Annotated in this window: 18 protein-coding genes, 1 tRNA gene and 1 pseudogene; 10 read left to right on the forward strand and 10 right to left on the reverse strand. The window is 41.4% G+C overall.

Features of this window, described 5'->3' with window-relative positions; translation table 11 throughout:
• Positions 1-63: 63 nt before the first annotated feature.
• Both MED121_RS11710 and MED121_RS11715 read right to left on the reverse strand, forming a co-directional pair.
• A tRNA-Ser gene (locus MED121_RS11710) sits at positions 64-154 on the reverse strand.
• 72 nt (positions 155-226) lie between these two features.
• Positions 227-1,279, reverse strand: a complete 1,053-nt coding sequence (locus MED121_RS11715; protein ID WP_036180380.1) for a polysaccharide deacetylase family protein — start codon at positions 1,277-1,279, stop codon at positions 227-229.
• 211 nt (positions 1,280-1,490) lie between these two features.
• Here MED121_RS11715 and MED121_RS11720 point away from each other — a divergent pair.
• From MED121_RS11720 to glsB, 4 genes and pseudogenes are all read left to right on the forward strand, one after another.
• Positions 1,491-2,689, forward strand: a pseudogene (locus MED121_RS11720) (glycine C-acetyltransferase).
• A gap of 8 nt (positions 2,690-2,697) precedes the next feature.
• The gene (tdh, locus tag MED121_RS11725) at positions 2,698-3,723 is read left to right on the forward strand and encodes an L-threonine 3-dehydrogenase (RefSeq protein ID WP_009833909.1); all 1,026 of its coding nucleotides are present in this window, start codon (positions 2,698-2,700) and stop codon (positions 3,721-3,723) included.
• A gap of 69 nt (positions 3,724-3,792) precedes the next feature.
• The gene (gene nudC / locus MED121_RS11730; protein ID WP_009833910.1) at positions 3,793-4,626 is read left to right on the forward strand and encodes an NAD(+) diphosphatase; all 834 of its coding nucleotides are present in this window, start codon (positions 3,793-3,795) and stop codon (positions 4,624-4,626) included.
• Positions 4,627-4,693: 67 nt separating this feature from the next.
• On the forward strand, positions 4,694-5,602 hold the full coding sequence (glsB, locus tag MED121_RS11735; protein ID WP_009833911.1) for a glutaminase B: 909 nt from the start codon (positions 4,694-4,696) through the stop codon (positions 5,600-5,602).
• A 71-nt stretch (positions 5,603-5,673) separates the two neighbouring features.
• On the opposite strand, the gene ppnN is transcribed toward glsB, so the two are convergent.
• The 6 genes from ppnN to MED121_RS11765 all read right to left on the reverse strand — a co-directional run bounded on the left by ppnN (position 5,674) and on the right by MED121_RS11765 (position 11,553).
• On the reverse strand, positions 5,674-7,047 hold the full coding sequence (ppnN, locus tag MED121_RS11740; RefSeq protein ID WP_009833912.1) for a nucleotide 5'-monophosphate nucleosidase PpnN: 1,374 nt from the start codon (positions 7,045-7,047) through the stop codon (positions 5,674-5,676).
• A 166-nt stretch (positions 7,048-7,213) separates the two neighbouring features.
• Positions 7,214-7,924 (reverse strand): ABC transporter permease, encoded by a 711-nt coding sequence (locus tag MED121_RS11745; protein ID WP_036180384.1) that lies wholly within the window; start codon positions 7,922-7,924, stop codon positions 7,214-7,216.
• A gap of 1 nt (position 7,925) precedes the next feature.
• Entirely contained in the window at positions 7,926-8,615 is a 690-nt protein-coding gene (locus MED121_RS11750; RefSeq protein ID WP_009833914.1) for an ABC transporter permease, read from the reverse strand.
• A 115-nt stretch (positions 8,616-8,730) separates the two neighbouring features.
• Positions 8,731-9,486, reverse strand: coding sequence for a transporter substrate-binding domain-containing protein (locus MED121_RS11755; RefSeq protein ID WP_009833915.1), 756 nt, complete (start codon positions 9,484-9,486; stop codon positions 8,731-8,733).
• A gap of 85 nt (positions 9,487-9,571) precedes the next feature.
• Entirely contained in the window at positions 9,572-10,342 is a 771-nt protein-coding gene (locus MED121_RS11760; RefSeq protein WP_009833916.1) for an ATP-binding cassette domain-containing protein, read from the reverse strand.
• A gap of 134 nt (positions 10,343-10,476) precedes the next feature.
• Entirely contained in the window at positions 10,477-11,553 is a 1,077-nt protein-coding gene (locus MED121_RS11765; RefSeq protein ID WP_009833917.1) for a GlxA family transcriptional regulator, read from the reverse strand.
• Between the two features lie 292 nt (positions 11,554-11,845).
• On the opposite strand from MED121_RS11765, the gene MED121_RS11770 reads away from it, so the two are divergent.
• The 6 genes from MED121_RS11770 (at position 11,846) to MED121_RS11795 (ending at position 22,565) form a co-directional block, all read left to right on the forward strand.
• Positions 11,846-16,660, forward strand: coding sequence for an NAD-glutamate dehydrogenase (locus MED121_RS11770; protein ID WP_009833918.1), 4,815 nt, complete (start codon positions 11,846-11,848; stop codon positions 16,658-16,660).
• A 51-nt stretch (positions 16,661-16,711) separates the two neighbouring features.
• Positions 16,712-17,929 carry an aspartate aminotransferase family protein gene (locus MED121_RS11775; RefSeq protein WP_036180389.1) on the forward strand — a complete coding sequence of 406 codons (1,218 nt, stop codon included), beginning with the start codon at positions 16,712-16,714 and terminating at the stop codon, positions 17,927-17,929.
• Between the two features lie 165 nt (positions 17,930-18,094).
• Positions 18,095-18,385 carry an HlyU family transcriptional regulator gene (locus tag MED121_RS11780; RefSeq protein WP_009833920.1) on the forward strand — a complete coding sequence of 97 codons (291 nt, stop codon included), beginning with the start codon at positions 18,095-18,097 and terminating at the stop codon, positions 18,383-18,385.
• A 47-nt stretch (positions 18,386-18,432) separates the two neighbouring features.
• Positions 18,433-19,425 (forward strand): alpha/beta hydrolase, encoded by a 993-nt coding sequence (locus MED121_RS11785; protein ID WP_009833921.1) that lies wholly within the window; start codon positions 18,433-18,435, stop codon positions 19,423-19,425.
• A 162-nt stretch (positions 19,426-19,587) separates the two neighbouring features.
• On the forward strand, positions 19,588-20,703 hold the full coding sequence (locus tag MED121_RS11790; protein WP_036180392.1) for a substrate-binding domain-containing protein: 1,116 nt from the start codon (positions 19,588-19,590) through the stop codon (positions 20,701-20,703).
• Between the two features lie 20 nt (positions 20,704-20,723).
• On the forward strand, positions 20,724-22,565 hold the full coding sequence (locus MED121_RS11795) for a LuxQ periplasmic sensor domain-containing protein (protein ID WP_009833923.1): 1,842 nt from the start codon (positions 20,724-20,726) through the stop codon (positions 22,563-22,565).
• Positions 22,566-22,567: 2 nt separating this feature from the next.
• Here the strand turns inward: MED121_RS11795 and MED121_RS11800 are convergent, their stop codons facing one another.
• A complete protein-coding gene (locus MED121_RS11800; RefSeq protein ID WP_009833924.1) occupies positions 22,568-23,401 on the reverse strand; it encodes an SDR family oxidoreductase in 834 nt (277 codons plus the stop codon).
• Between the two features lie 114 nt (positions 23,402-23,515).
• A complete protein-coding gene (gene fghA, locus MED121_RS11805) occupies positions 23,516-24,355 on the reverse strand; it encodes an S-formylglutathione hydrolase (protein WP_009833925.1) in 840 nt (279 codons plus the stop codon).
• Positions 24,356-24,404: the final 49 nt, after the last annotated feature.

Genomic DNA, 24,404 nt, shown 5'->3' on the forward strand with positions numbered 1-24,404 from the left:
TGAGCTATCGAGGAACTAATAATTTATCTTTGCTTTCACAACATTTTATCTCTAAGAGATAAATGGCGGAGGAGGAGAGATTCGAACTCTCGGTAGGCTATTAACCTACGCCAGTTTTCAAGACTGGTGCATTAAACCGCTCTGCCACCCCTCCGTTGTGGAGCGAGGTGTATATTACGGATTTCAAACGCTCGTGCAACTGTTTTTTTAAAAAAAAGTGAAATATTTAGTTTAAATAGGCCTGTTTTGCCTTTGCACGTATCCAAACGTTAGAAAACCAATGATATTGACCACTTTTTGCACTTGGCATGGTGCAATTAATACGACCTCGACCATATTTAAACGCTTGTTCTGCAACAACCTTTACTTTTGTCTTTGATTCCCAATCAAGTTTTGCCTGACCTTGCCCAGAAACATAACAAGCCAACTCTTTAAGGCGGTATTTTCCCGCTTTAAATTCTAAATCTAAGCTTACAGCTTGGTCATAGGCAAAATCACCGCCATTTTCAAAAGAGACAAGCGGCATAGGCAAAGATGCCAATTTCGTTTTTAACGCCCCTAATTTGGCATAGGCGCCTGACGCTGGAAATCTTGGCAAGTTAGAAAAGTCAGAATCAATATTTACCACACCGGATTGCTGACCAAAGCCAATCATTTTAGTTTCTTTTAACTTCTCTCTTAACCAAGCATTCGACTCACCATAAGGATAAGCCAACATATTTGGACTCTCACCTAGTTCGGCAATTAGTCGACTTTCTACATAATCAATTTCTTTTAGCATCCTTTTTTGCCAAGCCTCAGGGGTTTCTTTTTTCACTAGACGCAACATATAAGGATGACTGTCAGTATGATTAGCAAAGCTGCCACCAAACTTTTGCATTTCTCTCATATTATCCCAGCTTAAGAAGTTTTTATTCTTTTGCCTCACAGGCTGAGTATTAATAAAAATAGTAAAAGGAAAGCCCTTCTCTTTTAAAATAGGAAAGCCAGATTGATAGATATTCAAATAAGCGTCATCAAAACTAATGGCAACCGACTTTTCAGGCAGAGCAACGCCTTGCTGAATATCCGTCAAAGCGGATGCTAAATCTACGACTTGAAAGCCTGCGTTCTCCAGATAATCCATATGCTCTTGAAACTGGGCCGGTGTTACCGATGTTGAGAAAGGTGTTTTTTCACCCACATGATGATATTGCAAAATAGGTAAGTGATCTTGCGCCATCAATTCACTTGCCATCACAGCCGCTGCGGACAGAACAAAAGCCATAGATTTTTTCATATTAGGAACACCTTCAAATAACATGGGCCACATACTACGTAACTGGACAGACTTTCACCAGCCCTGAGCCCATGCAGTTAATGCAAAGTCATTGAGTTACTTTATAAAGTGCGAAACTGTTATGCCCATATTGCTATGTCACTGCATCTGTTTGCAGCTAAAAAACCAGCTTACACTGATTCCATATTTTCAATACACGAGGAGACACAAGATGAAAAAACAGGACTTTTTCTCAAACTTAGCCAATCAACTTGAGCAACTTAAAGAGCAAGGACTCTATAAAGAAGAGCGAATGTTGATGTCTCCTCAATCCAGCCAGATCACAGGGCAAGATCAGCAACCCCTAATTAACTTGTGTGCCAATAATTATCTCGGCCTTGCCAGTGATGATCGCGTTATTCAACAGGCGCACAAAGCACTCGACGAGCATGGTTATGGCATGGCATCAGTGCGCTTCATTTGCGGCACTCAAGATATTCACAAAGCACTGGAGAATAAACTCAGTAATTTTCTAGGCATGGAAGACACCATACTTTATTCATCTTGCTTTGATGCTAACGGTGGCTTATTTGAAACCCTATTAACCGCTGAAGATGCCGTCATCAGCGATGCCCTCAATCATGCCAGCATTATTGATGGTGTTCGTCTTTGTAAGGCACAGCGCTATCGCTACAAAAACAATGATATGGCGAATTTAGAAGAACAGTTAATTGCAGCAGATCAAGCAGGCGCTAAAACCAAGTTCATTGTGACAGATGGTGTTTTCTCCATGGACGGCATTATCGCTAACTTAAAAGCCGTTTGTGATTTAGCAGACAAATACGAAGCCTTAGTCATGGTTGATGATTCCCATGCGGTTGGCTTTTTAGGTGAAAACGGCAAAGGCAGCCACGAATATTGTGATGTTATGGGCCGTGTTGACATTATCACACGCACCTTAGGCAAAGCCTTAGGTGGGGCCTCTGGTGGTTACACCAGCGCATCAAAAGAATTGTTGCCTGGTTACGTCAACGTTCACGCCCTTATTTATTTTCAAACTCTCTCGCTCCTGTCATTGTCGCAACCAGCTTGGACATATTAGAGACAATTGAGAAAAGCAATCAAGCTCGTATTCAACTAGCAGCCAACAGTCAGCACTTCCGTAAACGTATGACTGAGATTGGCTTTACTCTAACACCTGGTGATCATCCTATTATTCCTATCATGCTTGGCGATGCCAGATTAGCCCAAGATATGGCTGCCAAGATGTTTAAACGTGGCGTTTATGTCACCGGCTTCTCTTACCCTGTTGTGCCCATGGGTCAAGCCAGAATTCGTACTCAGATGTCTGCTAAAATGACAATAGCAGAGCTAGACACTGCCATAGATGCTTTTGAGCAAGTTGGCCACGAACTCAAAATTTTAGGATAACAAGACAAATGAAAACCTTAGCCAAAACACAAAATACCCCAGGCATTTGGATGACCGAATCCGAACGACCTCAATGTGGACATAATGACGTTCTCATCAAAATTAAAAAAACAGCCATCTGTGGAACAGATATGCACATCTACCACTGGGATGAATGGGCCCAGGGAACAATTCCTGTTCCTATGACAGTCGGCCATGAATTTGTTGGCGAAATTGCTGAAGTCGGCCCTGAAGTATCTGGCTTTACTATTGGTGATAGAGTATCTGGCGAAGGCCACATCACCTGTGGACATTGTCGAAATTGTCGCGCTGGCCGTCGACATCTATGTAGAGAAACAATTGGTGTCGGGGTGAATAGAAGTGGCGCTTTTGCAGAGTACCTTGTTATCCCTGCTAGCAATGCCTTTAAAATACCAGATGGGGTATCGGACGATATGGCCTCTATCCTAGATCCTTTTGGTAATGCCGTACATACTGCCTTGTCGTTTGACCTCGTTGGCGAAGATGTACTAATAACAGGCGCAGGTCCAATTGGTGCTATGGCTGCGGCCATTTGCCGTCATGTGGGCGCTCGTAATGTCGTCATTACCGACGTTAATGACTATCGTCTTTCATTGGCAAAAGAACTAGGCGCGACGCGTACAGTCAATGTCACGAAAGAAACTCTTAGTGAGGTTATGTTAGATCTTGGCATGACAGAAGGCTTTGATGTGGGTCTTGAGATGTCAGGTAATGGCCAAGCCCTTAATGGCATGTTGGAAGTCCTTAATCATGGCGGTAATATCGCCATGCTGGGTATTCCAAGTAAGGACACAGTGATCGATTGGAATCAGGTGATTTTTAAAGGGCTTAATATTAAAGGTATTTATGGTCGTGAAATGTTTGAGACTTGGTACAAGATGGTTGCCATGCTGCAGTCCGGCCTAGATATTAGCCCCATCATCACCCATCACTTCAAGATTAACGATTTTCAAGCTGGCTTTGATGCAATGGCATCTGGAAAGTCAGGAAAAATCATCTTAGACTGGCAATAAATATAACCACAAGCGGTTGTAGCCACCTCGCTGCAGCCGCTTCGGATTATTCATTCTAAGGAAGAGTTTATGTTAGAGATTGGTACTCAATCCCACCCTAACCCGCACCCTGATGCTATTTTTTTACTCCTCTATAAGGGCAATGTTTTAATCAGCCAAAACGAGCAGACACCTGGTAAAGAGACATTCCAACACAGTCTTTATGACTTTCAACCTGAGCCTGGGACAAACGCTGTTTTTTGTGGTCAATGGCAAGAACAAGATCTTTTTGTTTGTATCTTAAATAAGGTTCCCAAAGGGTTCGCAGAAATCGAGTTACGTGAGCTGCTATTTAATCAAGACGAAGCTAATTACCTGTTAATTAGTCGCGCCAGACAATTAGCTACTTGGGATAAAGACCACCAATTCTGCTCACGTTGCAGCACTCCCCTAAAAAACAAACACGATAAAGAACATACGAAAATCTGCCCTAAGTGCCATCATAGAAGCTATCCAAGAATCTCTCCTTGCATCATAGTCTCCATTCGTAAAGGTGACAGTATATTACTCGCTAGAGGAACCCTATCACCCCCCGGCAGGTTTTCTAATATTGCAGGCTTTGTTGAGGCAGGAGAAACCCTAGAACAAGCCGTTGCCAGAGAAGTGGAAGAAGAAGTCGGCATAAAAGTAAAAAATGTGAGATACCATTCTAGCCAACCTTGGTCTTTCCCTCATCAGCTTATGACAGGCTTTCTAGCTGAATATGATTCTGGCGAAATCACTCCCGCTCCAGGCGAGATAGAAGAAGCGGATTGGTACCCTATCAATGACCTTCCACAAATCCCTTCTGCGGCGACAATATCAGGTCAAATCATACTGGATCACCTAGATCTGATTAAATCAGAGCGTGAGATAGCAGAATAAGCATTTTCCTATTTAAACACCTCCTTTATAATGCTGGCGCACTTCGACAGCATTATAGAGATAAGGTATGGATCAGATATTAAAAGACATTCAATCGCTTGCTTTACCCCTTATTGGACAGGGTAAGGTTGCTGATTATATTCCTGCCCTCGCCGAAATATCAGCACAGCAGTTTGGTATCGCTATTTATAGTAATAAGGGCGAACTATTTACCATTGGGGATGCCAGCACTAACTTCTCCATTCAAAGTATCTCTAAAGTATTCAGCCTTACCCTTGCCATGAAGCATTATGGGGAAGGCATGTGGAAAAAGGTTGGTCGAGAGCCTTCAGGCCAGCCTTTCAACTCCTTAGTGCAATTAGAATATGAAGCAGGTGTGCCTAGAAATCCCTTTATTAACGCTGGTGCCCTAGTAGTGAGTGATATGAACCAGTCTCGCTTTGTATCGCCCCATTATGCAATGAAAACCTTTGTCAGACGTATTTCTGGTAACCCAGAGGTTCAATCAGATCATAAGGTGGCAGACTCAGAATATGAATTTAGAGCAAGAAACGCCTCAATGGCGTATTTGATGAAATCATTCGATAACTTTGATAACGATGTTGAAGAAGTACTAAAAAGCTATTTTAGTAATTGCGCAATCCGTATGAGTTGCATTGATTTAGCCAAAGCATTTAGCTTTTTAGCCAACAAAGGCTATTGTCGTCACAGTGGTGAACAAGTACTGACCGAGCAAGAAACAAAACAAGTCAATGCATTAATGGCAACTAGCGGCTTATATGATGAAGCAGGTAATTTTGCCTATCGTGTCGGCTTGCCCGGCAAAAGTGGCGTGGGTGGTGGCATAGTGGCCATAGTACCTGATCAGTTTTCTGTATGCGTATGGTCTCCAGAGCTCAACAAAGCAGGCAATTCACTGGCGGGTATGGCTGCCCTTGAGTCTCTTTCTCAAAAAATTGGCTGGTCTGTGTTTTAAGTCTTTTTCTTTTGTCATAAAAAAGCCCCTAATAAGAAATCTTGTTAGGGGCTTTTGCTTTTCAAGGCTAACTATTCGGTAATGACTTTATAACAAGGAACATACTTAGTACCTGGCAACTTCATCCGCTGCTGCTCTACAAACGCCTTAAGCAAGGCGTCTAGCTTGGCCAATAAAGCTTTATCACCATGTATTTCAAAAGGTCCATGAGCCTTAATATAAGCGACCCCTTGTGCTTTTACATTACCTGCCACAATGGACGAGAATGCACGACGTAAATTCGCAGCAAGATCATGTAACGCTTGATCAAAGTGCAAGTTAAGAGCTGCCACTTTTTCATGGGTCGGCTCAAAAGGGTGCTGAAAAGTTTCTGGAATAAAGAGCTTCCAATTATAATAAAACGCATCATGATGTTGCTTACGAAAACTTCTTACTTCCTCCATTTGTTCCTTCATCGTACGCGCAACAGCAACAGGATCATCAATAATGATTTGGTATTTATCCTGTGCTTCCTTCCCTAATACTGTGCCGATAAATTCATCTATCTGTTCAAAGTAAGCCGCACTTTCTTTTGGTCCCGTAAAGACTAATGGGAAAGGCACATTCTTATTATTTGGATGCAATAAAATCCCTAATAAGTATAAAATTTCCTCCGCTGTGCCCGCTCCACCAGGAAACACAATAATCCCATGCCCTGCACGGACGAAAGCTTCTAGGCGTTTCTCAATATCAGGCAAAATAACCAATTGATTGACAATAGGGTTAGGCGATTCTGCCGCAATAATACCAGGCTCAGTTAAACCTAAATAAACACCATCACTTAGCCTTTGCTTAGTGTGAGCTATAGCCGCTCCCTTCATAGGCCCTTTCATGGCACCAGGACCACAACCGGTACAAATATTGAGCTCTCTTAAGCCCAATTCGTGCCCAACCACCTTGGTATAATCATATTCATGACGTGCAATGGAATGACCGCCCCAACACACAATTAAATTCGGTTCAGGTGAGCGTCTAAAAACATTCGCATTGCGTAATAAGTTAAAAACAGTATTGGTAATCTTATCAGAGGAAGCATTTTCCAGCGCTTTCTCAAGGTCATATTCATGGTGTGTAAAAATAATGTCTCTGAGTACGCAAAACAGCATTTCACGCACGCTTTGTATCATCTTGCCGTCAACGAACGCACTACTTGGTGCGTTTTCTAACTGTAATTTAACGCCACGCTCTTGTTGAACAATTGAAATTTGGAAATCATGGAACTCCTCAAGCACAGCCTGAGGATCATCAGAATCACTACCACAGTTAAGAATCGCTAAAGAGCAACGTCGAAATAGTTCATGAAGCTCACTTGAGTCTTCTGATATACGTGCAATCTCGTCTTGAGATAACATTTCCAATGCGCCTTTTGGGGCAACTAGCGCATCAACACGATCTTCATACTGCATGATCGTCCTCCTTACTCTTCCTAAGTTATTGTCTTCGCATAATTAATACTGGTTCCCTTTTAGCTTTTTTTCAAGCTAAGCGCACTATTCTTAACATAAAAAAAGGGCTTCAATTAAATTGAAGCCCTTTTCTTCAGAACACTTGATCACTTAATTTAACGCAAAATCAAACATCATCTGGTAGCTTAACTGGATTAGGCCCCAAGTAACGATTCTGGCGTTTTTCAACCTGCTTAAAAATAGCAATGACGACCATACTAATCACAAGATAAATGGCACCAGCCGCTAAAAATATTTCAATCGGGGTATAGGTTCTTGCAATAATAGTTCGCGCCATACCCGTCAAATCAAGAATGGTAATGGTACTTGCTAAAGCACTACCTTTAAGCATGAGAATGATTTCATTACCATAAGCAGGTAAAACAATACCAAAAGCTCTAGGAAGTAAAATACGACGGTACATTTGTACCTTAGTCATACCCACAACCTTACAGGCTTCCACTTCTCCCACAGGAATGGCCTGAATCGCACCACGAAAAATCTCTGCGGTATAAGCCGAGGTATTCAAGGTAAAAGCAATAATGGCACACCAAAATGGCTCTCTTAAAATAGGCCATAAGAAACTCTCACGAACCACCTCAAACTGAGACGCACCGTAATACACCAGGAATATTTGCACTAATAGAGGCGTACCCCTAAAAAAGAAAATATACGCAAAGGGCAAACCACTGATTAGTGGATTTTTTGAGATCCTTGCCAAGGCAATAGGTAGAGCAAAAATCCCCCCTAATACCACAGACAAGAAAATCAACTGCAAGCTAACCCAGGTTCCCTGCATTAATCTTGGAAAGTACTCAACAATTACTGAGAAATCCATATTAAGCCCTCTTAATACCGCGGTTTGCGCGTTTTTCTAAGAAATAAACAACACCCATAGAAATGATGGTGAGGCCTAAATAAAGTACGGCTGCGGCCGAGTAGAAAAGAAACGGCTCCTTGGTACTACTTACTGCAATATTTGCTTTACGCATAATATCATCAAGGCCTACCACAGATACCAAGGCGGTATCTTTAAGCAAAACCAGGAATAAGTTACCTAGACCGGGTAAAGCCATGCGCCAAACTTGAGGTAAGATAATGCGATAAAAAGTACGCACTCGCCCCATTCCTAAAGCAACAGCAGCTTCATTTTGCCCCTTAGGAATAGACTGAAGAGCACCTCGAAAAACCTCAGTAGCATAAGCACCAAATGTTAAGCCTAAAGCGGTTACACCTGCCGCAAAAGGACCAATTTCAATATAGTCTTCGTAGCCAAATAAGCCTGCTACCGCCATTAGGACAGTGGTTGCACCAAAATAAATAATAAGGACAGTTAACAGCTCAGGTATGCCACGAATGATGGTTGTATAGCCATTAGCAATCCACTGTAAAGTCTTAACTGAAGACAGCTTTGCAGACGCGCCAAGTAGCCCCAATACAAGCCCAACCGCTAAAGAGGCAAGCGCCAATTCAACCGTTACTGCAGCACCGAGCAATAGCTGGTTTCCGAATCCGGATAGATCAATCATATTTTGTTCTCAGGTCGATCTCTGAATATTTGAGATGTACAAGGAAGAGAAGGCTCAAACTCATTGGTTTGAGCCTTCTAACACCATCTTATTTATACACAGTTAAAGGTATAAATTAGTAGATAGAGAACGGGAAGTATTTAGCATTGATCTTCTGGTAAGTACCGTCTGCTAAAATTTCATCCAAAGCTTTGTTAAGCTTGTCTTTCAGTTTGTCACCTTTACGCACAGCGATCGCAATATTGTCTTCTTTCAAGAATGCATCACCCTTAAATTCGAACTTATCGCCGTTACCAGATGTTTTCAACCAATCAAAAGTAGGAAGCTCATCAGACAGAACAACATCTAGACGACCAGCGACTAGATCAAGATAAACATTGTCTTGATTATCATAGAACTTCAATGTCGCTAGATCAGCAAAGTTATCTTCTAGGTACTGTGCACCCAATGTTGCACGCTGTGCACCAATTACCTTACCTTTAAGGTCTGCAATATTAAACGCTTCCCCTTTAAGACCTAGGAAACGAAGACCACCAGAGTAGTATTTGTTTGTAAAATCAACAACCTTCAGGCGCTCTTCTGTGATAGACATAGAAGCGATGATAGCATCGAATTTACGTACTTTAAGACCAGGAATAAGACCATCCCAATCCTGTGTTACCACTTCACAATCTGCTTTCATTTTGGCACAAAGCGCCCAAGCAACATCAACATCAAAACCTTGTGGTTTACCAGCTGAATCAATGAAGTTAAATGGAGCCCACGCGCCTTCTGTCGCTAGACGAACTTTATCAGCAGCAATACCTGATACAGACGTTAATGCAGCACCTAGAACAAGTGCTGAACCTAGAGCAAGTTTTTTAAGTTTCATGATTTAACCCTTTTAATGATTTTTAATTATTTTATTCTATCAAACTCTAAAGAAATAACTTCTTCAATTTTTTGTCAGTTAAAGTTTAGAAAGTACTCGAAATAAACGCTTTACAACGTTCTGATTCTGGCGCTTCAAATACTTTTTGTGGCGTCCCTTTTTCTTCAACTAGACCTTGGTGTAAAAACACCACTTCACTAGATACCTCTTTCGCAAAGTTCATTTCGTGCGTCACAATTAACATGGTACGGCCCTCTTCGGCCAAACCACGCATAACACCCAAAACCTCTCCCACTAACTCAGGGTCGAGCGCTGATGTAGGTTCATCAAAAAGGATGACCTGCGGATCCATCGCCAAAGTACGAGCAATCGCAACACGCTGTTGCTGCCCACCTGATAGCTGGCTTGGATACATATGCTTTTTATCAGCAATGCCGACCTTGTTTAGTAAATGCTCGCAATACTCAACCACTTCATGTTTAGGGCGCTTTAGTACATTAAGCGGACCTTCCATCACATTTTCTAAAATGGTCATATGAGGCCATAAGTTAAAGCTTTGAAATACAAAGCCAACTTGCTGTCTCATACGAGTGAGCTGGCGCATATCAGTTGGGTACAAATCCGGCCCTTTGCCGTGTTCTAAGCCCAACTTTTCGCCATTAAAAAGAATTTCACCCTTAGTCGGATTTTCTAACAAGTTGATACAACGCAAAAAAGTACTTTTGCCGGATCCACTAGAGCCCAAAATTGAAATAACGTCGCCATCATAGGCCTTTAAAGAAATACCTTTTAAAACTTCGGCATCACCAAAGGTTTTATGAATATCGTTCAGCTCTAGCGCTGGGACTTTTGACATGTGTTATACCCTTTCTCGAATGAGTTATTATTCTTAAGAGACTCGTATCAAGTTTCTTGTGCTTTATAGTTTTAGTTATATATTTTTTTCATAATGAAATAATTGCCGCAATGATCATCTATTCAGCCCAAATTTCAAAACTTTTTTTGCCATAATTGGCGTTTTTTCCTATCTGCAGTGTCATTAACCCGCTCTATTGGCACGGATTGCTTACGCTCTTCCCTAGGCGTAAGGTCAAAAAAACCCTTGTATGTGGTACTAAAATGGGGCGCAGAAGAAAATCCGCACTCAGTGCCAACTTGCACAATGGGCTTATCTGTTTGGGTCAACAGTTGTTTAGCGTGATTCAATCTCAGTTCCAAATAATACCGAGATGGCACATTATTTAAATTATTTTTAAACAGCCGTTCTAAGTGTCGTCTAGAAACACCAACATGAAACGCAATATCATCGGGCGATAGAGGCTCTTGAATATTCGCTTCCATCAATTGTACCGCCTCAACCAATTTAGGCTGACTCGTACCCAATCGAATTTGTAAAGGGATACGCTGAGGATCTTCATTGGTGCGAATACGCTCACATACAAACTGCTCTGAAATATTCCCTGCGAGTTTCATGCCATGTTGTTTACCAATCAGAAATAACATCATGTCCATCGACGCAGTACCGCCACTGCAGGTAAACCTATCTCGATCAACTTCAAATAAGTGATTGGAAACTATGGTATTTGGAAAGGCATCTCTTAGATTACTGATACTCCACCAATGAATAGTAGCGCGATAGCCATCAAGCAAACCCGCCTGCGCTAACAGGTAACTACCAGTACAAATGCCACCCAATGCCATTTTTCGCTTTGATAGACGTTTAAGCCAAGCCTCTAGCATTAAATTTTCTTCAGGAATGGCAGGTGATGCACCACAAATAAACACAGCATCAAGATCAGAAGGGGCATCGGATAAGACAAAATCAGCTACAGTGACAGCACCAACACTAGAAACCACTTCACGCCCTTTAACATCGGCTATAGTTTGTCCTGTGGTTTTATCTCGTGATGACCCTTGATCAGTGCTAATAGTACAAAAGCGGTAAAGGTCTTTACCACTGATCCAATTGGCCATATGAAGGGTCTCAATAGCAGACGAAAAGGCGAGCATTGAAAAGTGTGGAAGTAATAAAAAACCATACTTTTGAGGCTTGCCACTTGCCTGCATGAGTTCTCTTGATGCAAAACCGCGCTCGTACAAATTATTATCCTGTGATAAGTGCGTTTATTAGTGTTTTATTTCCGATAGAATGGATAACAAAGGGTTTTTGAATAGGGTTCAAGCTTTATTTACTACCCTTGTCCCAATTCAAGAACAAAATGTCGCTAATCTGAAATTTAACACCTTTCGAAGGAGGAAACTTTTATTAATAATCGATAATAGTCCTGAAACAACGCTTTTTCATTCTTATAACTACAATTAGCATTAAAAGAACACCACTCTCGAGGATGAGTTCCAAATGACGCATAACCACAAGACAGAGTTAATAAATCGAGTCAAGCTAGAACTAACAGAAAATTACTCAGCCAAAGAAGCTGATAATCTAGTTCACCTTGCTCAATTATACTTTCAGGATTCACTTACTGAAGATATGGTCAGTGAGCCAATTGAAAATTTATACGGTACCATTCTTTGCCTTTGGGATTTTATAAAACAACGTAAGTCCGGCACACCTAAGATTCGTGTCTACAACCCAAATTATGAAGAACATAGCTGGCACTCTACTCATACGGTTATTGAAATTCTAACCGATGATATGCCCTTTCTAGTTTCCTCTTTGAATATGGCCATTGCGCGTCTAGGCCACACGATTCACAAAACCTCTCACCCTTTGTTAAACATTAAACGCAACAAACAAGGTGAAGTAACAGAGCTACTTGATAAAACAGGTGACCAAGGCAATGAATCACTTATGCGTTTTGAAATTGACCGTCAGTCAGATTCAAGCACATTTGAAGCAACCGCTGAAGCCTTGCTTAATACCCTTGCAGATGTAAAGAACACAGTAGATGACTGGCCGTCAATGCAGCAACAAATGACTGAAATCATCGAAGAATCTGCAAAAGTTAAACATTTGAAAAACGACCCAGAACATAAGGAAAATATTGATTTTCTTCGCTGGATCGCCAATAACCATTTCACCTTCATTGGCTTTCGTGCATACGATCTTGCCGTTAAAGGTGATGCTGCACACTTAAGCTTGGTAAAAGATTCAGGCTTAGGCACTTTCCGCGAGAACAAAAAAGAAAAAGCGAAAAAGAATATTTTATTAAACGACAAGCTAACCAAGCTTGCGTTAGATAATAAAAATCTGCTTGTACTTACCAAATCAACTGCGATTTCAACAGTACACCGCCCAGCTCATTTAGATTACCTTGGCATAAAACGTTTTAACGCCAAAGGCGAAGTCATTGGTGAATGGCGCTTCTTTGGTCTTTACTCGTCTGCTGCTTATGTTGCTCGCTTGCAAGATATTCCTCTACTCAGCAAAAAGCTTGAGAAGATTGTACAAAGTACAGAGCTTCACCCAGATAGCCACAAGGGCAAAAATCTTAAGCACATTCTTAACAGCTATCCTCGTGATGAGATGTTGCAAGCGTCTGCTGAAGAGCTTAAAGAAACCATAATTGATATTTTGGCGATTCAAGAACGTCGCCAATTACGTTTGTTCCTGCGTAAAGATTTATATGGCCGCTTTATCAATGCCATTGTTTACGTGCCTCGTGATAGGTACAACACTGAGTTGAGATACAAGTTACAAGAGATTCTAATGGAATCTTGTGATGGCACGAGCGCAGAGTTCAACGTTCAGTTCTCTCAAATGGTATTGGCTCGCGTTAACTTCACGATTCAAACTGAACGTGACAACGATCTTGACCTTGTGATTGAAAATGACATTCAACGCAAAATGCAAGATGCGATGAGTTCATGGGAAGATAAACTACTGGATGCCCTTCACACAAATCATGGTGAAGAGACAGGTAACCAGTTATTCCATAAGTATGCTCCTCATCTACCAGCGGCTTACCGTGAAGACTTCTCTCATAATACCGCTGTCTTAGATATCGAACGTCTTGATACTTTAACTGAGGAAGGAGCCATTGCGACTCACTTGTACCGTCAAGTTGGGCAAAGCAAAGGCGCTCATTTCTTTAAAGTATATGGTACGGGTACTTCTCTCGTACTATCTGATGTACTGCCTATTTTGGAGTGCATGGGTTTACGTGTTCTTGAAGCAAGACCGTACGAGCTTGATCAGCTAGAAACCAATACTTGGGTAGTTGAGTTTGCTATTTCGGTTGATGAAAACATTAACTTAGAGCAAAAAGCACAACGTGAAGCTTTCCAAGATGCTTTCAACCAAATCATTAAACGCCGTGTTGAAAACGACAGATTTAATGCTCTTGTACTGGAAGCTTCGCTAACTTGGCGCCAAGTTACCATGTTACGAGCAATCACTAAGTACTTGATTCAATTGCAAGTGCCTTTCTCTTTGCCTTACATGCAGCAAACACTTGAGAAAAATGCCGGCATAGCGCGTCTTCTTGTTCAATTATTTGAACAGAAGTTTAACCCTGTGTTAGACCAAGGCCGCAACGACAAGTGTGAAAAACTACAACATCAGATCGAAGCCGCATTAGATCAGGTTGCGAACCTTGATGAAGACAGAATTTTGAAGCATTTCTTATCTGTTATTCATGCCATGTTACGCACCAACTTCTACCAAGCTGATGAAAATGGTGCGATTAAAGATTATGTGTCATTCAAACTAGACCCTAATCAAATTCCAGCCGTTCCATTACCTAGACCTAAATTTGAAATCTTTGTCTACGCGCCTTGGGTTGAAGGTGTGCATATGCGTGGCGGTAAAGTTGCTCGTGGTGGTCTACGTTGGTCTGACCGTATGGAAGACTTCCGTACTGAAGTACTCGGTCTTGTAAAAGCTCAAATGGTTAAAAATGCTGTCATTGTACCTGCTGGTGCAAAAGGTGGCTTTGTTGCCAAACAGCTTAAAAAGTATGCATCACGTGATCAAGTTCAAGCAGAAGTTGTTCGCTGTTACACCACTTTCATTAGTGGCTTGCTAGATATCACAGATAATTTGGTTCAAAACCAAGTTGTTCCACCTAAATCAGTACAACGTTTTGATGAAGACGACCCATACTTGGTTGTCGCTGCTGATAAAGGAACGGCGACTTTCTCTGATTTAGCAAACAGCATTTCTGAGAAATACGGATTCTGGCTAGGTGATGCATTCGCATCAGGTGGCTCAAATGGTTACGACCATAAGAAAATGGGTATTACTGCACGTGGCGCTTGGGAATCAGTTAAACGTCAGTTCCAAGAAACTGGCCTAGATTGCCAAAACACAGACTTCACTGTGGTGGGTATCGGCGACATGGCCGGTGACGTATTTGGTAATGGTATGTTGCTCTCTAAGCATATTCGCCTTGTAGCAGCCTTTAACCACATGCATATCTTCATTGACCCAACGCCAGATTCTGCGACGTCTTTCGTAGAGCGTCAGCGCATGTTTAATCTGCCTCGCTCTTCTTGGGAAGATTACAACAAGGAATTAATTTCTAAAGGCGGTGGTATCTTCAACCGTTCAGCGAAATCTATTCCGCTAAATGCAGATATTCGTAAAGCCCTAAGCATTGAAGGCAATGTTAAGGCGATGGCACCAATGGATCTAATCTCAGCCATTCTGAAATCTAAAGTAGATCTACTTTGGAACGGTGGTATCGGTACTTATGTTAAGTCTGAGAATGAGACCCACGCTGAAGTCGGTGATAGTGGTAACAACGCCTTACGTGTAAACGGTAACGAGCTACGCTGTCGTGTTGTAGGTGAAGGCGGTAACTTAGGCCTGACTCAACTTGGTCGTATCGAATTTGCACAAAGCGGTGGTCTAATGAGCACTGACGCTATCGATAACTCAGCCGGGGTTGATAGCTCTGACCACGAAGTAAACATTAAGATCTTGCTTAACCGTATTGTCGAAGATGGCGATATGACAGAGAAGCAACGTAATAAGCTACTGGCCGAAATGACAGATGAAGTGGGCGCACTTGTATTGCACCATAACCAAGGTCAAAGTCATGTGCTTTCGCTGGCTAATTCTCAAGCATCAGAAAGAGTCGCAGACCACCAGCGCCTAATGATGTCATTGGTACGTGAAGGTCGTCTAAACAGAGAAATTGAGTTCTTACCAAGTGTTTCTAAAATCAAGAAACGCATGAACCAAGGTAACGGCTTAACTCGTCCAGAAATTTCAGTATTGCTGGCTTACTCTAAGATCAAACTATCTGAACAATTGGTAGAAGATGGCATTGGTAAAGATGCGGATTTGGTAAAAGAAATTCATGCCTATTTCCCGAAACCTCTGACAGAACGCTTTGGCGAGCACATGGCAAGTCACCCACTGGCACAAGAAATTGTAGCGGGTCATGTGACTAACAATGTGGGTAACCGCATGGGCCCAACATTCAGCACTTATGTGCAAGAAGAAACCAGTGCTTCCGCGTTAAACCTTGTACGTGCTTATATGGCTGCAGAGAAAATCTTCTCCATCCCAGCCCTATGGGATGCCGTTAACGAATTAGACTTTAAAGTAGATAATGCTTTGCAGTCTAAATTATTAATCAGCATTCAAGCCTTACTTGAAAAAGCGACGTTATGGCTATTGAGAAACACTCGCGAAGAGCTATCTATTCAGAAATTGACAGATACTTATCGCCCTGGTGTTGAAGTGATCCGTAAGCAAATTGATTCAATTCTGACTCAAACCAGCCAGGATCATTTGCAAAGCCTGGTTAATGATTTAACCAAACAAGGTATTCCTACAGCACTTGCAGAACAAGTCGCTGGCTTGCAATACCACTTCTATGGTTTAGACATCATTCGTGTTGCTTCTAATACCAACAAAGAAGTGCTTGATGTAGCACAAACCTATTTTGCCCTAGAAATGAATTTAGACCTGCATTGGCTACGAAACAGTGTTCATAACTTGAAGACTGACGACGTATGGCAACGCAAAGCTAAATCAGGTTTAGGTGATGAAATCGATAATAGCTTAAGAACCCTAACTCAAGAAGTTATCCAGTCTAGTACTGATATTAATGGCCTCAGCGCTCGCCTAGATCATTGGCATGAGCTTAACGGTGATAATATCAAACACTATCAGGTTACTTTCAATGAAATTAAAGCGGAAACTGAACTGACACTTGCAATGGTATCAGTGGCAATCCGGGAGTTAAGAAACTTAATCTAAAACTGACTAGGCCACCGGACTTCCGGTGGCCAATTTTACGAGGTAAATATAGTGACTGAACAAGTAACGAGAGCAACATTTGACGAAGTAATGGTACCAAACTATGCACCTTCCGCTGTGATCCCTGTGCGTGGTGAGGGCTCTCGAGTATGGGACACCGAAAACAATGAATACATTGATTTTGCAGGCGGCATTGCAGTAACAGCTTTGGGCCATTCACATCCGAAACTGGTTGATGTTATGCGTCAACAAGCGGGTCAAATTTGGCACCTAGCTAACGTAATGACTAACGAACCAGCACTACGTTTAGCAAAAAAACTGACTGAAAAAACATTCGCAGATAAAGTTTTCTTCTGTAACAGTGGTGGTGAAGCAAATGAAGCGGCTTTCAAACTAGTACGCCGTTATGCTTTTGATCACTATGGTCCACAAAAGCATGAAATCATTGCTTTTAATAAGTCTTTTCACGGCCGTACACTTTTCACCGTTTCTGTTGGTGGCCAAGCGAAATATAAAGAAGGCTTCGAACCAACACCAGGTGGCATTAGCCACTGTGATTACAACAACATTGAACAGCTAAAAGCGCTTATCTCTGATCGCACTTGTGCGGTTGTAATGGAACCTATTCAAGGCGAAGGCGGTATCATCCCAGCTGACGTTGAATTCGCAAAACAAGTACGTGAACTATGTGATGAGCACAATGCACTACTTGTATTTGATGAAGTTCAATCAGGCGTTGGTCGTACCGGTACTTTCTTCGCATACGAGCAACTAGGTGTTAAACCAGACGTTTTAACATCAGCAAAAGCACTAGGTAACGGTTTCCCTGTTGGCGCTATGTTAGCCACTGAAAAAGCGGCTAAAAGTTTAGCTTTTGGTACTCACGGTAGTACTTATGGTGGTAACCCTATGGCTTGCGCAATTGCAGAAGCGGTTATCGATATCATAGACACTCCAGAAGTGCTTGAAGGTGTTGCTAAGCGTCGTCAGATTTTTGTTGAAGGGCTTAATGCTATCAATGAAAAACACAACATCTTTAAAGAAGTTCGTGGCATGGGTCTATTGATTGGTGCTGAAGTAGTGGATGCCTTTGCAGGTAAAGCCGCGCTATTCATCAAAGCCGCAGCGAAAGAAGGTTTATTTATTCTTGTTGCTGGTCCTAATGTTGTGCGTTTTGCGCCATCTCTTATTATCCCTGAAGGTGATATTCAAGCTGGTCTAGAGCGCTTCGAAAAAGCCATTGCTGCTGTGATTGCTGAAAACGCTTAATTTTTCGATCTGAATTAAAAAACCCAATCTGCTTTGCAGGTTGGGTTTTTTATTAAGCGAAATTTATTCTACTGACTTCTTATTGCCGCTTGGAAACTCCTTGTATGACAATAAAATATGTTAGGCTTAAATTATCATTATTTACCTTATCAATAAGAGAGACTCATGGGCATACTTTCTGGCATCAAAAGTTTATTTAGCGCATCGGGCGAAAGCGAAGCAAAAGCAGAAGAAGCAGTTGAATATAATGGTTTTAATATCATTCCAGCCCCTATGTCTGAAGGTGGCCAATTTAGAGTAGCAGCAACTATTAGTAAGCAAATCAGTGAAGAAGAAGTAAAAACACACAACTTCATTCGTTCCGACTTAATTCCAAATCGTGACGAATGCATTAGCATTACTCTTCGTAAAGCCAAAATGATGATAGACCAACAGGGTGATCGCATTTTTAGCTAACCATCAAATAAGGTACAAAACATATTCTGTCTATAAGTGAGCAATTTATGGATGTAGATCTAAGACAAGCCAATCTCATTGTCAGTGAAGAAGATGATATTTTGGGCTCAGACTTTAAGGCCATTACCCTGAAGCCAGCTGAGCAGCAAATTTGTACCTTGATCCATTATCAGGCTTCAACAGATATAGAGCCTACTGGGATTGCCCTACTTTATGTTCACGGTTATACGGATTACTTCTATCAAGCAGGGCTAGCTGATTTTTTCGCAGGGCTTGGTTGTGACTTTTATGCAGTGGATCTGCATGGTTATGGCAGATCTATCCGTCCTTTCCAAGCCGACCACAATAGAAACCAGTTTTCGAACTATTATCACGACCTAGATGCCTGCCTTAATACAATGGCAATAAAAGGCGTAAAGCGTTGTATTATTCTTGGTCATTCCACTGGTGGACTGATTGTTAGCCGTTATCTATCAAACGAATATTCATCAAGATCAGATTCAATCGACATAATAGGCCTTATACTTAATAGCCCATTTTTCAGCTTGCCCATGCCATTAAATGAAGAGGGCTGGCGTCTCCCCTTATACCGTTTAATCAGCAAGGCATTATCGCCATTTAGTTTAGCAAGCAAGCAAGCAAGCCTGTATGCCCAAAGCATTCATAAAAGCCTAGCGGGAGAGTGGGAGTACCGATTAGATTGGAAGCCTAGCCAAGGTTCACCATTATCCTTTAACTGGCTTCAACAGATTATGAAGGAGCAGAAAAAAGGATTAGAAAGCAGTAATTCAATTCCCACCTTACTTTGTCGCTCTTCATTAAGCACCTATAGAGAGAAAACTCTCGCTCAAATACAAAAAGGTGATGCTGTACTCGATGTTGACAATATGACTGTAAAAACAAAACAAATGTTCACCCAACTCGACATCGCTATCATAGATAATGGTTACCATGATTTATTATTATCTCCGATGAAAGCTCGACAAGAATACTTAACTGAAATTCGACTTTGGCTAACTGAAAATTATCTGAAAGATTGAAAATCTGAACATTAACAATAATATAATTCTCCACACACTTTTCCAGTCACGCCGATTTTAATAAATCCTATCTATTTGTTTTACATTGTGAATTTCAATTTCATCCAAAAGCAGCCAAAGACTAAAATAGAAGTAGGCGTATTATTGTTATGGGAGCCTATCATGCACTTTTTTAAATACTTTTTGCTTAGCAGTTTTATTTTGCTAGGCCAGCAGAGCATTGCAAGTGAACACGAGTTCTGGCTTGTTGATGAGTTTTTAGCACAACATCCTGAGCAAGAAGGCATCAGCCAAGCTTTTGCTGATATCGTGCGCCAACCCGCCACGCCTTTACACATACCACCCCTTAAGCCAGTCAAGATTGCAGTGGTTTACCCTGCCAACCAAATTTCAGACTATTGGGTAAGAAGTATTAAATCATTTGAAGCAAGACTAAAAGAACTCAATATCCCCTACGAAATTGAGTCATTTTTAACTCAATCCACCCATAATGAGTCACTTAGAGATCAAGCTAAAGAGATTCTAACAGCGGTCAATTCTGAGGCGGATTATCTGATCCTAACACTCTATAAAAAGCAGCATAAAGCAATTATCGAGCGCCTTATCTCTAATCAGAAAACCAAAGTTATTTTACAAAACATCACTACCCCTATTAAAGCCTGGGGCAATCTACAACCTTTTATGTATGTTGGTTTTGATCACGTTAAAGGAACACAGCTCATAGCGGACTGGTATATTAAGCAAGAGATCCGCCACAAGCGCTATGGACTACTACACTTTCCAAAAGGTTATATTAGCCAAGTGAGAGGAGATAGCTTTATCGAATACACAAACGCACACTCAGAGCTTAATTTAGTCTCCAGTTATTACACAAATTCGACTCGTCAAAACGCCTATCAAAATGCAATCAATATGTTAAATGAAAATCGTCATTTAGGTTTTATTTACGCCAGCTCTACCGATATAGCATTAGGTGTCAGCGACGCAATTGCCGAACAAAAACGGCAAAATAAAGTCCTAGTAAACGGTTGGGGCGGCGGCAGTGCTGAATTGGACGCGATAGCCCAAGGCAAGCTAGATGTTACCGTCATGCGCATGAACAATGATAACGGGGTTGCGATGGCTGAAGCGATTAAGCTTGATTTAACCGGCAACAAAACACAGGTTCCTGTGATCTATAGTGGTGATTATGAGCTTGTTACAAAAGACTTAAGTCCTGCTAAGCTTCTAAGACTTAAACAACACGCTTTTCGATATTCCGGCATGACTGATAAATAGAGCAAAAGAAAAGGAATCCTATGAACAAGGCTCGTCCCCTTTATAAGGTGCCATTATTTGTCGCCATCGCAAGCATAATGTTACTCCTCTTTATGGCGTCGGCGGCGATCCAAGTTCATTCTGTTGCTCGTATTACCGATGATATTATTGAACAAGAAGTGTCCAGTTTTACGCGACAGACGCATACTAGCCTTCAACTCTTCTTTGACAATGTTTTACATCGTAATCAACTTCTCCTGCAAAGTTCTGCAGCTAACTTCCAATTATTAAAATCACTGGAAGACAAATCACACCTTGCCGTCATGCAGAGCCTCAACAAAATTTATAATTCTGACCCTAATCTAGAGATGGAGTTACTTTTCATTATTAGCCCAACTAATGAGTTAGTATATGATGCCAGCTCTCCTTTCTTCAGTGATGAACAAAGTCTTCAAAAATTAAGTCAAACACCGGCAGATGTTTATCATTGGCAACTTGTTTCAATGAATATGGCCAGTAAGAATCAGATCGTATTATTTAAAAAAGAAGCACTCATCTCACCGACAAATGGCAAAATTTTAGGTTACCTTGCTGGGGGGGTTGTACTAAGTGGCCGCATAGCTATGCTCAATCAAGCCAGAAATTATGTAGACATAGACAGTGTAGCCCTGAGATACGACAACAAAATTTTGGCAGAAAGCACCAAGGGTAGTTTAATCATTCGTGACCAGGTGAATGCTCTATTACCGCCCTCCCCAGTGAAGAAGCAAAACCTTAGTCAGACTCAAGCTGAAATAAGCAAATTCGATGATCACTTTGTTGGCCGTTATCAAGTCGTCATTGGCAACATTGAAACAGAACTTGAATTTATCACCCTAAGATCTAGCGCTTCTTTTGATACCCTTAATACTGAATATACTTATCAAGCCAGCTTGTTACTCTTGGCTCTCTTTGCCTTTGCCATTGTTGCATCATTAATCATTATTGCGATTGCCATAAGACCCCTCATGCGTATCATTGCGGCAGCGCGTTTAGCGATAGACAAAAATGACGTTATGGTTAATCAAAATAGCATGATCAAAGAGTATGCTGAGCTTGATAATACGTTAAGTGAGTTAATTGAATCCGCAAGCATTCAAAAACATGAGCTAAGACACCTTAATGGGCAGCTCACTCAAAATATCAAAGACTTGGAACAATCAAACAAGGAATTAGACAATATTACCTATATTGCCTCGCATGACCTTAAGTCTCCATTAAGAGGAATTAGCTTATTAAGCCAGTGGCTGGGCCATGAATTAGGCAATAAATTACGGCCTGAAGTCGGGGAAAAAATTCAACTACTCAACAGTAGAGTGAATAGCATGGAGTCCATTTTAGACCGCATGCTAAGCTATTCCAAAGTCGGACAAAAAGGCCATGAACTGGCCTCGGTAGACAGTAAAAAATTATGCCAATCTATTTTTTCAGCTGCTAAGCACGATCAGGATAACCTATTAATATTAAAGGGTATTTTTCCTATATTCACCACTTATAAAACACCTTTTGAGCAAGTTATTCGTCATTTAATAGAAAACGCCCTTAAGCACAACCCCACCAACAAGGCACAAGTAAATATTGAAGTGGAAGAACAAGATGGATATTACCACTTCAAAATATCAGACAATGGACCTGGGATTTCAGAGCAACTCCAAGCTGAGTTTCAAACTACCGAATCCTTAAATGACAGCCCGTCACTTTTAAATATAGGGATAGGCCTTAGTATGGTGAAAAAAATCACTAAACTTTATGAAGGCAAACTCACCATTATATTAAGCAATGAAAGAGGCACTTCTATTCTCTTCACTTGGCCATCAAGGCCAGCTGTACTTATTCATAATTGAGCTTAATTCCCTCCTTTAATAAGCAGGGGATCTAACCAAGAAAAAGGTAAAATTCGCTTTAAAAATGCCATTAGATAGGTTGGAAAGGTCACATAATATCTGAGCTTGGGCCGCTTAGCCTCCAACGCATGAATCAGCTTTTTCACCACAGCATCAGCAGGAAGCGTAAAACGAGTATTAGACTCTGATGCACTTAAACGCTCAATAGCCGCATCATAACCTTGCTGATGTCGACTCGCTTTAATATCAACATGCTTCTTCAATGCAACTAAAGCATTCGCTCGAAACCTTGATTCTATTGGACCAGGTTCAATCAGAGAAACCGTTACAGAACTCCCTTTAAGCTCAAGCCTTAAGGTATCTGTTAACCCTTCTAAGGCAAATTTAGATGCGTTATAAGCGCCTCTAAATGGCATTGCCACTAAGCCTAGAACCGAACTATTTTGCACAATCCGCCCATTACCTTGCTGTAACATCTGCTTAACAGCTAATCGAGTTAAAGCATGCGTGCCAAATACATTGCTTTCAAACTGTAAGCGCAACGCTTTAGTGGTTAAATCTTCCACTGCACCAGGCTGTCCATAAGCGCCATTATTAAACAGCGCATCTAGCTTTCCATTTGCTATCTCTAATGCTTGATTAAAACCCGATTCAATTGAAATCTCATCATTAAGATCTAATTCAATCACATGCTTTAACCCTTGTGACTCAAGCGCTTCGACATCCTTTTTCTGTCGACATGAGGCAATGACTAACCAACCTCTCGCTTGCAAGGTTTTAGCAGCGCACAAACCTATGCCAGTTGAACAACCCGTAATTAAAATTGATGACTGCATAACAAGCCTTATTAGTAAATTTGGCAATAGCTTACCCGAATAGCGCCTTTAAATGCCAAAACAAAAAAGCCCCATCAGAATCTGATAGGGCCTTTAGGTCAGTAGTTATTTAAACTAGCCTAACGCTTTAGCATGATACTCAAGGTGGTCATCAATAAAGCTCGCAATGAAAAAATAACTATGGTCATAGCCAACTTGATGGCGCATCGTCAGTGGATGATTATTGACATCACACGCTAACTCTAAAGCATCTGGTTTTAATTGCTCAGCAAGAAAGTCATCGGCATCACCTTGGTCAACCAAGATAGGTAATCTCTCTTTAGCCTGACTAATGAGTAGGCAAGCATCCCACTCTTCCCAAGATTTTTCATCATGCCCCAAATAACCTGCAAACGCTTTTTTACCCCAAGGGCATTGGGTTGGGTTACTAATAGGCGCAAATGCAGAGACAGATTGATAAGCACCTGGATTTTTCAAGGCACAAATTAGCGCACCATGGCCCCCCATAGAATGACCACTGATAGACTTTTTATCCGTTACCGGAAAGTTAGCCTGAATCACTTCTGGCAGTTCACTAACCACATAATCATACATATGGTACGTCTGATCATAAGGCGCTTGAGTTGCATTGAGATAGAAACCCGCCGCACTCCCAAAATCGTAACTTTCATGCTCGCCAGGGTAATCACTGCCTCTTGGGCTAGTATCAGGGCATACGATCGCGATACCCAATTGAGCAGCAAGACGCTGAGCACCCGATTTTTGCATGAAGTTTTCATCATTACAGGTAAGGCCAGATAACCAATAAAGTACTGGCACCTTGCTCTTTTCTGCCTGAGGTGGGAGATAAATGGCAAAAATCATTTCACCTTTTACTGCTTCACTTTGATGGCGATAGCGTTTAATCCATCCGCCATATGACTTTGTACTAGAGAGTAATTCTGGTTGAGTCATGGTATTTTCCTTTTAGCAAAACCAATCTGCATACAATAAAGCCCCGTTA

The organism is Marinomonas sp. MED121 (assembly GCF_000153025.1).
Taxonomy (GTDB): Bacteria; Pseudomonadota; Gammaproteobacteria; order Pseudomonadales; family Marinomonadaceae; genus Marinomonas.

Excerpts from the sequence above, each read along its gene's own strand:
- MED121_RS11795 (WP_009833923.1), top strand. The coding sequence starts at position 20,724 with ATGAACAAGGCTCGTCCCCTTTATAAGGTGCCATTATTTGTCGCCATC.
- MED121_RS11785 (WP_009833921.1), top strand. The coding sequence starts at position 18,433 with ATGGATGTAGATCTAAGACAAGCCAATCTCATTGTCAGTGAAGAAGAT.
- MED121_RS11780 (WP_009833920.1), top strand. The coding sequence starts at position 18,095 with ATGGGCATACTTTCTGGCATCAAAAGTTTATTTAGCGCATCGGGCGAA.
- MED121_RS11770 (WP_009833918.1), top strand. The coding sequence starts at position 11,846 with ATGACGCATAACCACAAGACAGAGTTAATAAATCGAGTCAAGCTAGAA.
- glsB (WP_009833911.1), top strand. The coding sequence starts at position 4,694 with ATGGATCAGATATTAAAAGACATTCAATCGCTTGCTTTACCCCTTATT.
- MED121_RS11755 (WP_009833915.1), bottom strand. The coding sequence starts at position 9,486 with ATGAAACTTAAAAAACTTGCTCTAGGTTCAGCACTTGTTCTAGGTGCT.
- MED121_RS11750 (WP_009833914.1), bottom strand. The coding sequence starts at position 8,615 with ATGATTGATCTATCCGGATTCGGAAACCAGCTATTGCTCGGTGCTGCA.
- MED121_RS11800 (WP_009833924.1), bottom strand. The coding sequence starts at position 23,401 with ATGCAGTCATCAATTTTAATTACGGGTTGTTCAACTGGCATAGGTTTG.
- MED121_RS11745 (WP_036180384.1), bottom strand. The coding sequence starts at position 7,924 with ATGGATTTCTCAGTAATTGTTGAGTACTTTCCAAGATTAATGCAGGGA.
- ppnN (WP_009833912.1), bottom strand. The coding sequence starts at position 7,047 with ATGCAGTATGAAGATCGTGTTGATGCGCTAGTTGCCCCAAAAGGCGCA.
- fghA (WP_009833925.1), bottom strand. The coding sequence starts at position 24,355 with ATGACTCAACCAGAATTACTCTCTAGTACAAAGTCATATGGCGGATGG.
- MED121_RS11760 (WP_009833916.1), bottom strand. The coding sequence starts at position 10,342 with ATGTCAAAAGTCCCAGCGCTAGAGCTGAACGATATTCATAAAACCTTT.
- tdh (WP_009833909.1), top strand. The coding sequence starts at position 2,698 with ATGAAAACCTTAGCCAAAACACAAAATACCCCAGGCATTTGGATGACC.
- MED121_RS11765 (WP_009833917.1), bottom strand. The coding sequence starts at position 11,553 with ATGCAGGCAAGTGGCAAGCCTCAAAAGTATGGTTTTTTATTACTTCCA.
- MED121_RS11790 (WP_036180392.1), top strand. The coding sequence starts at position 19,588 with ATGCACTTTTTTAAATACTTTTTGCTTAGCAGTTTTATTTTGCTAGGC.
- MED121_RS11715 (WP_036180380.1), bottom strand. The coding sequence starts at position 1,279 with ATGAAAAAATCTATGGCTTTTGTTCTGTCCGCAGCGGCTGTGATGGCA.
- nudC (WP_009833910.1), top strand. The coding sequence starts at position 3,793 with ATGTTAGAGATTGGTACTCAATCCCACCCTAACCCGCACCCTGATGCT.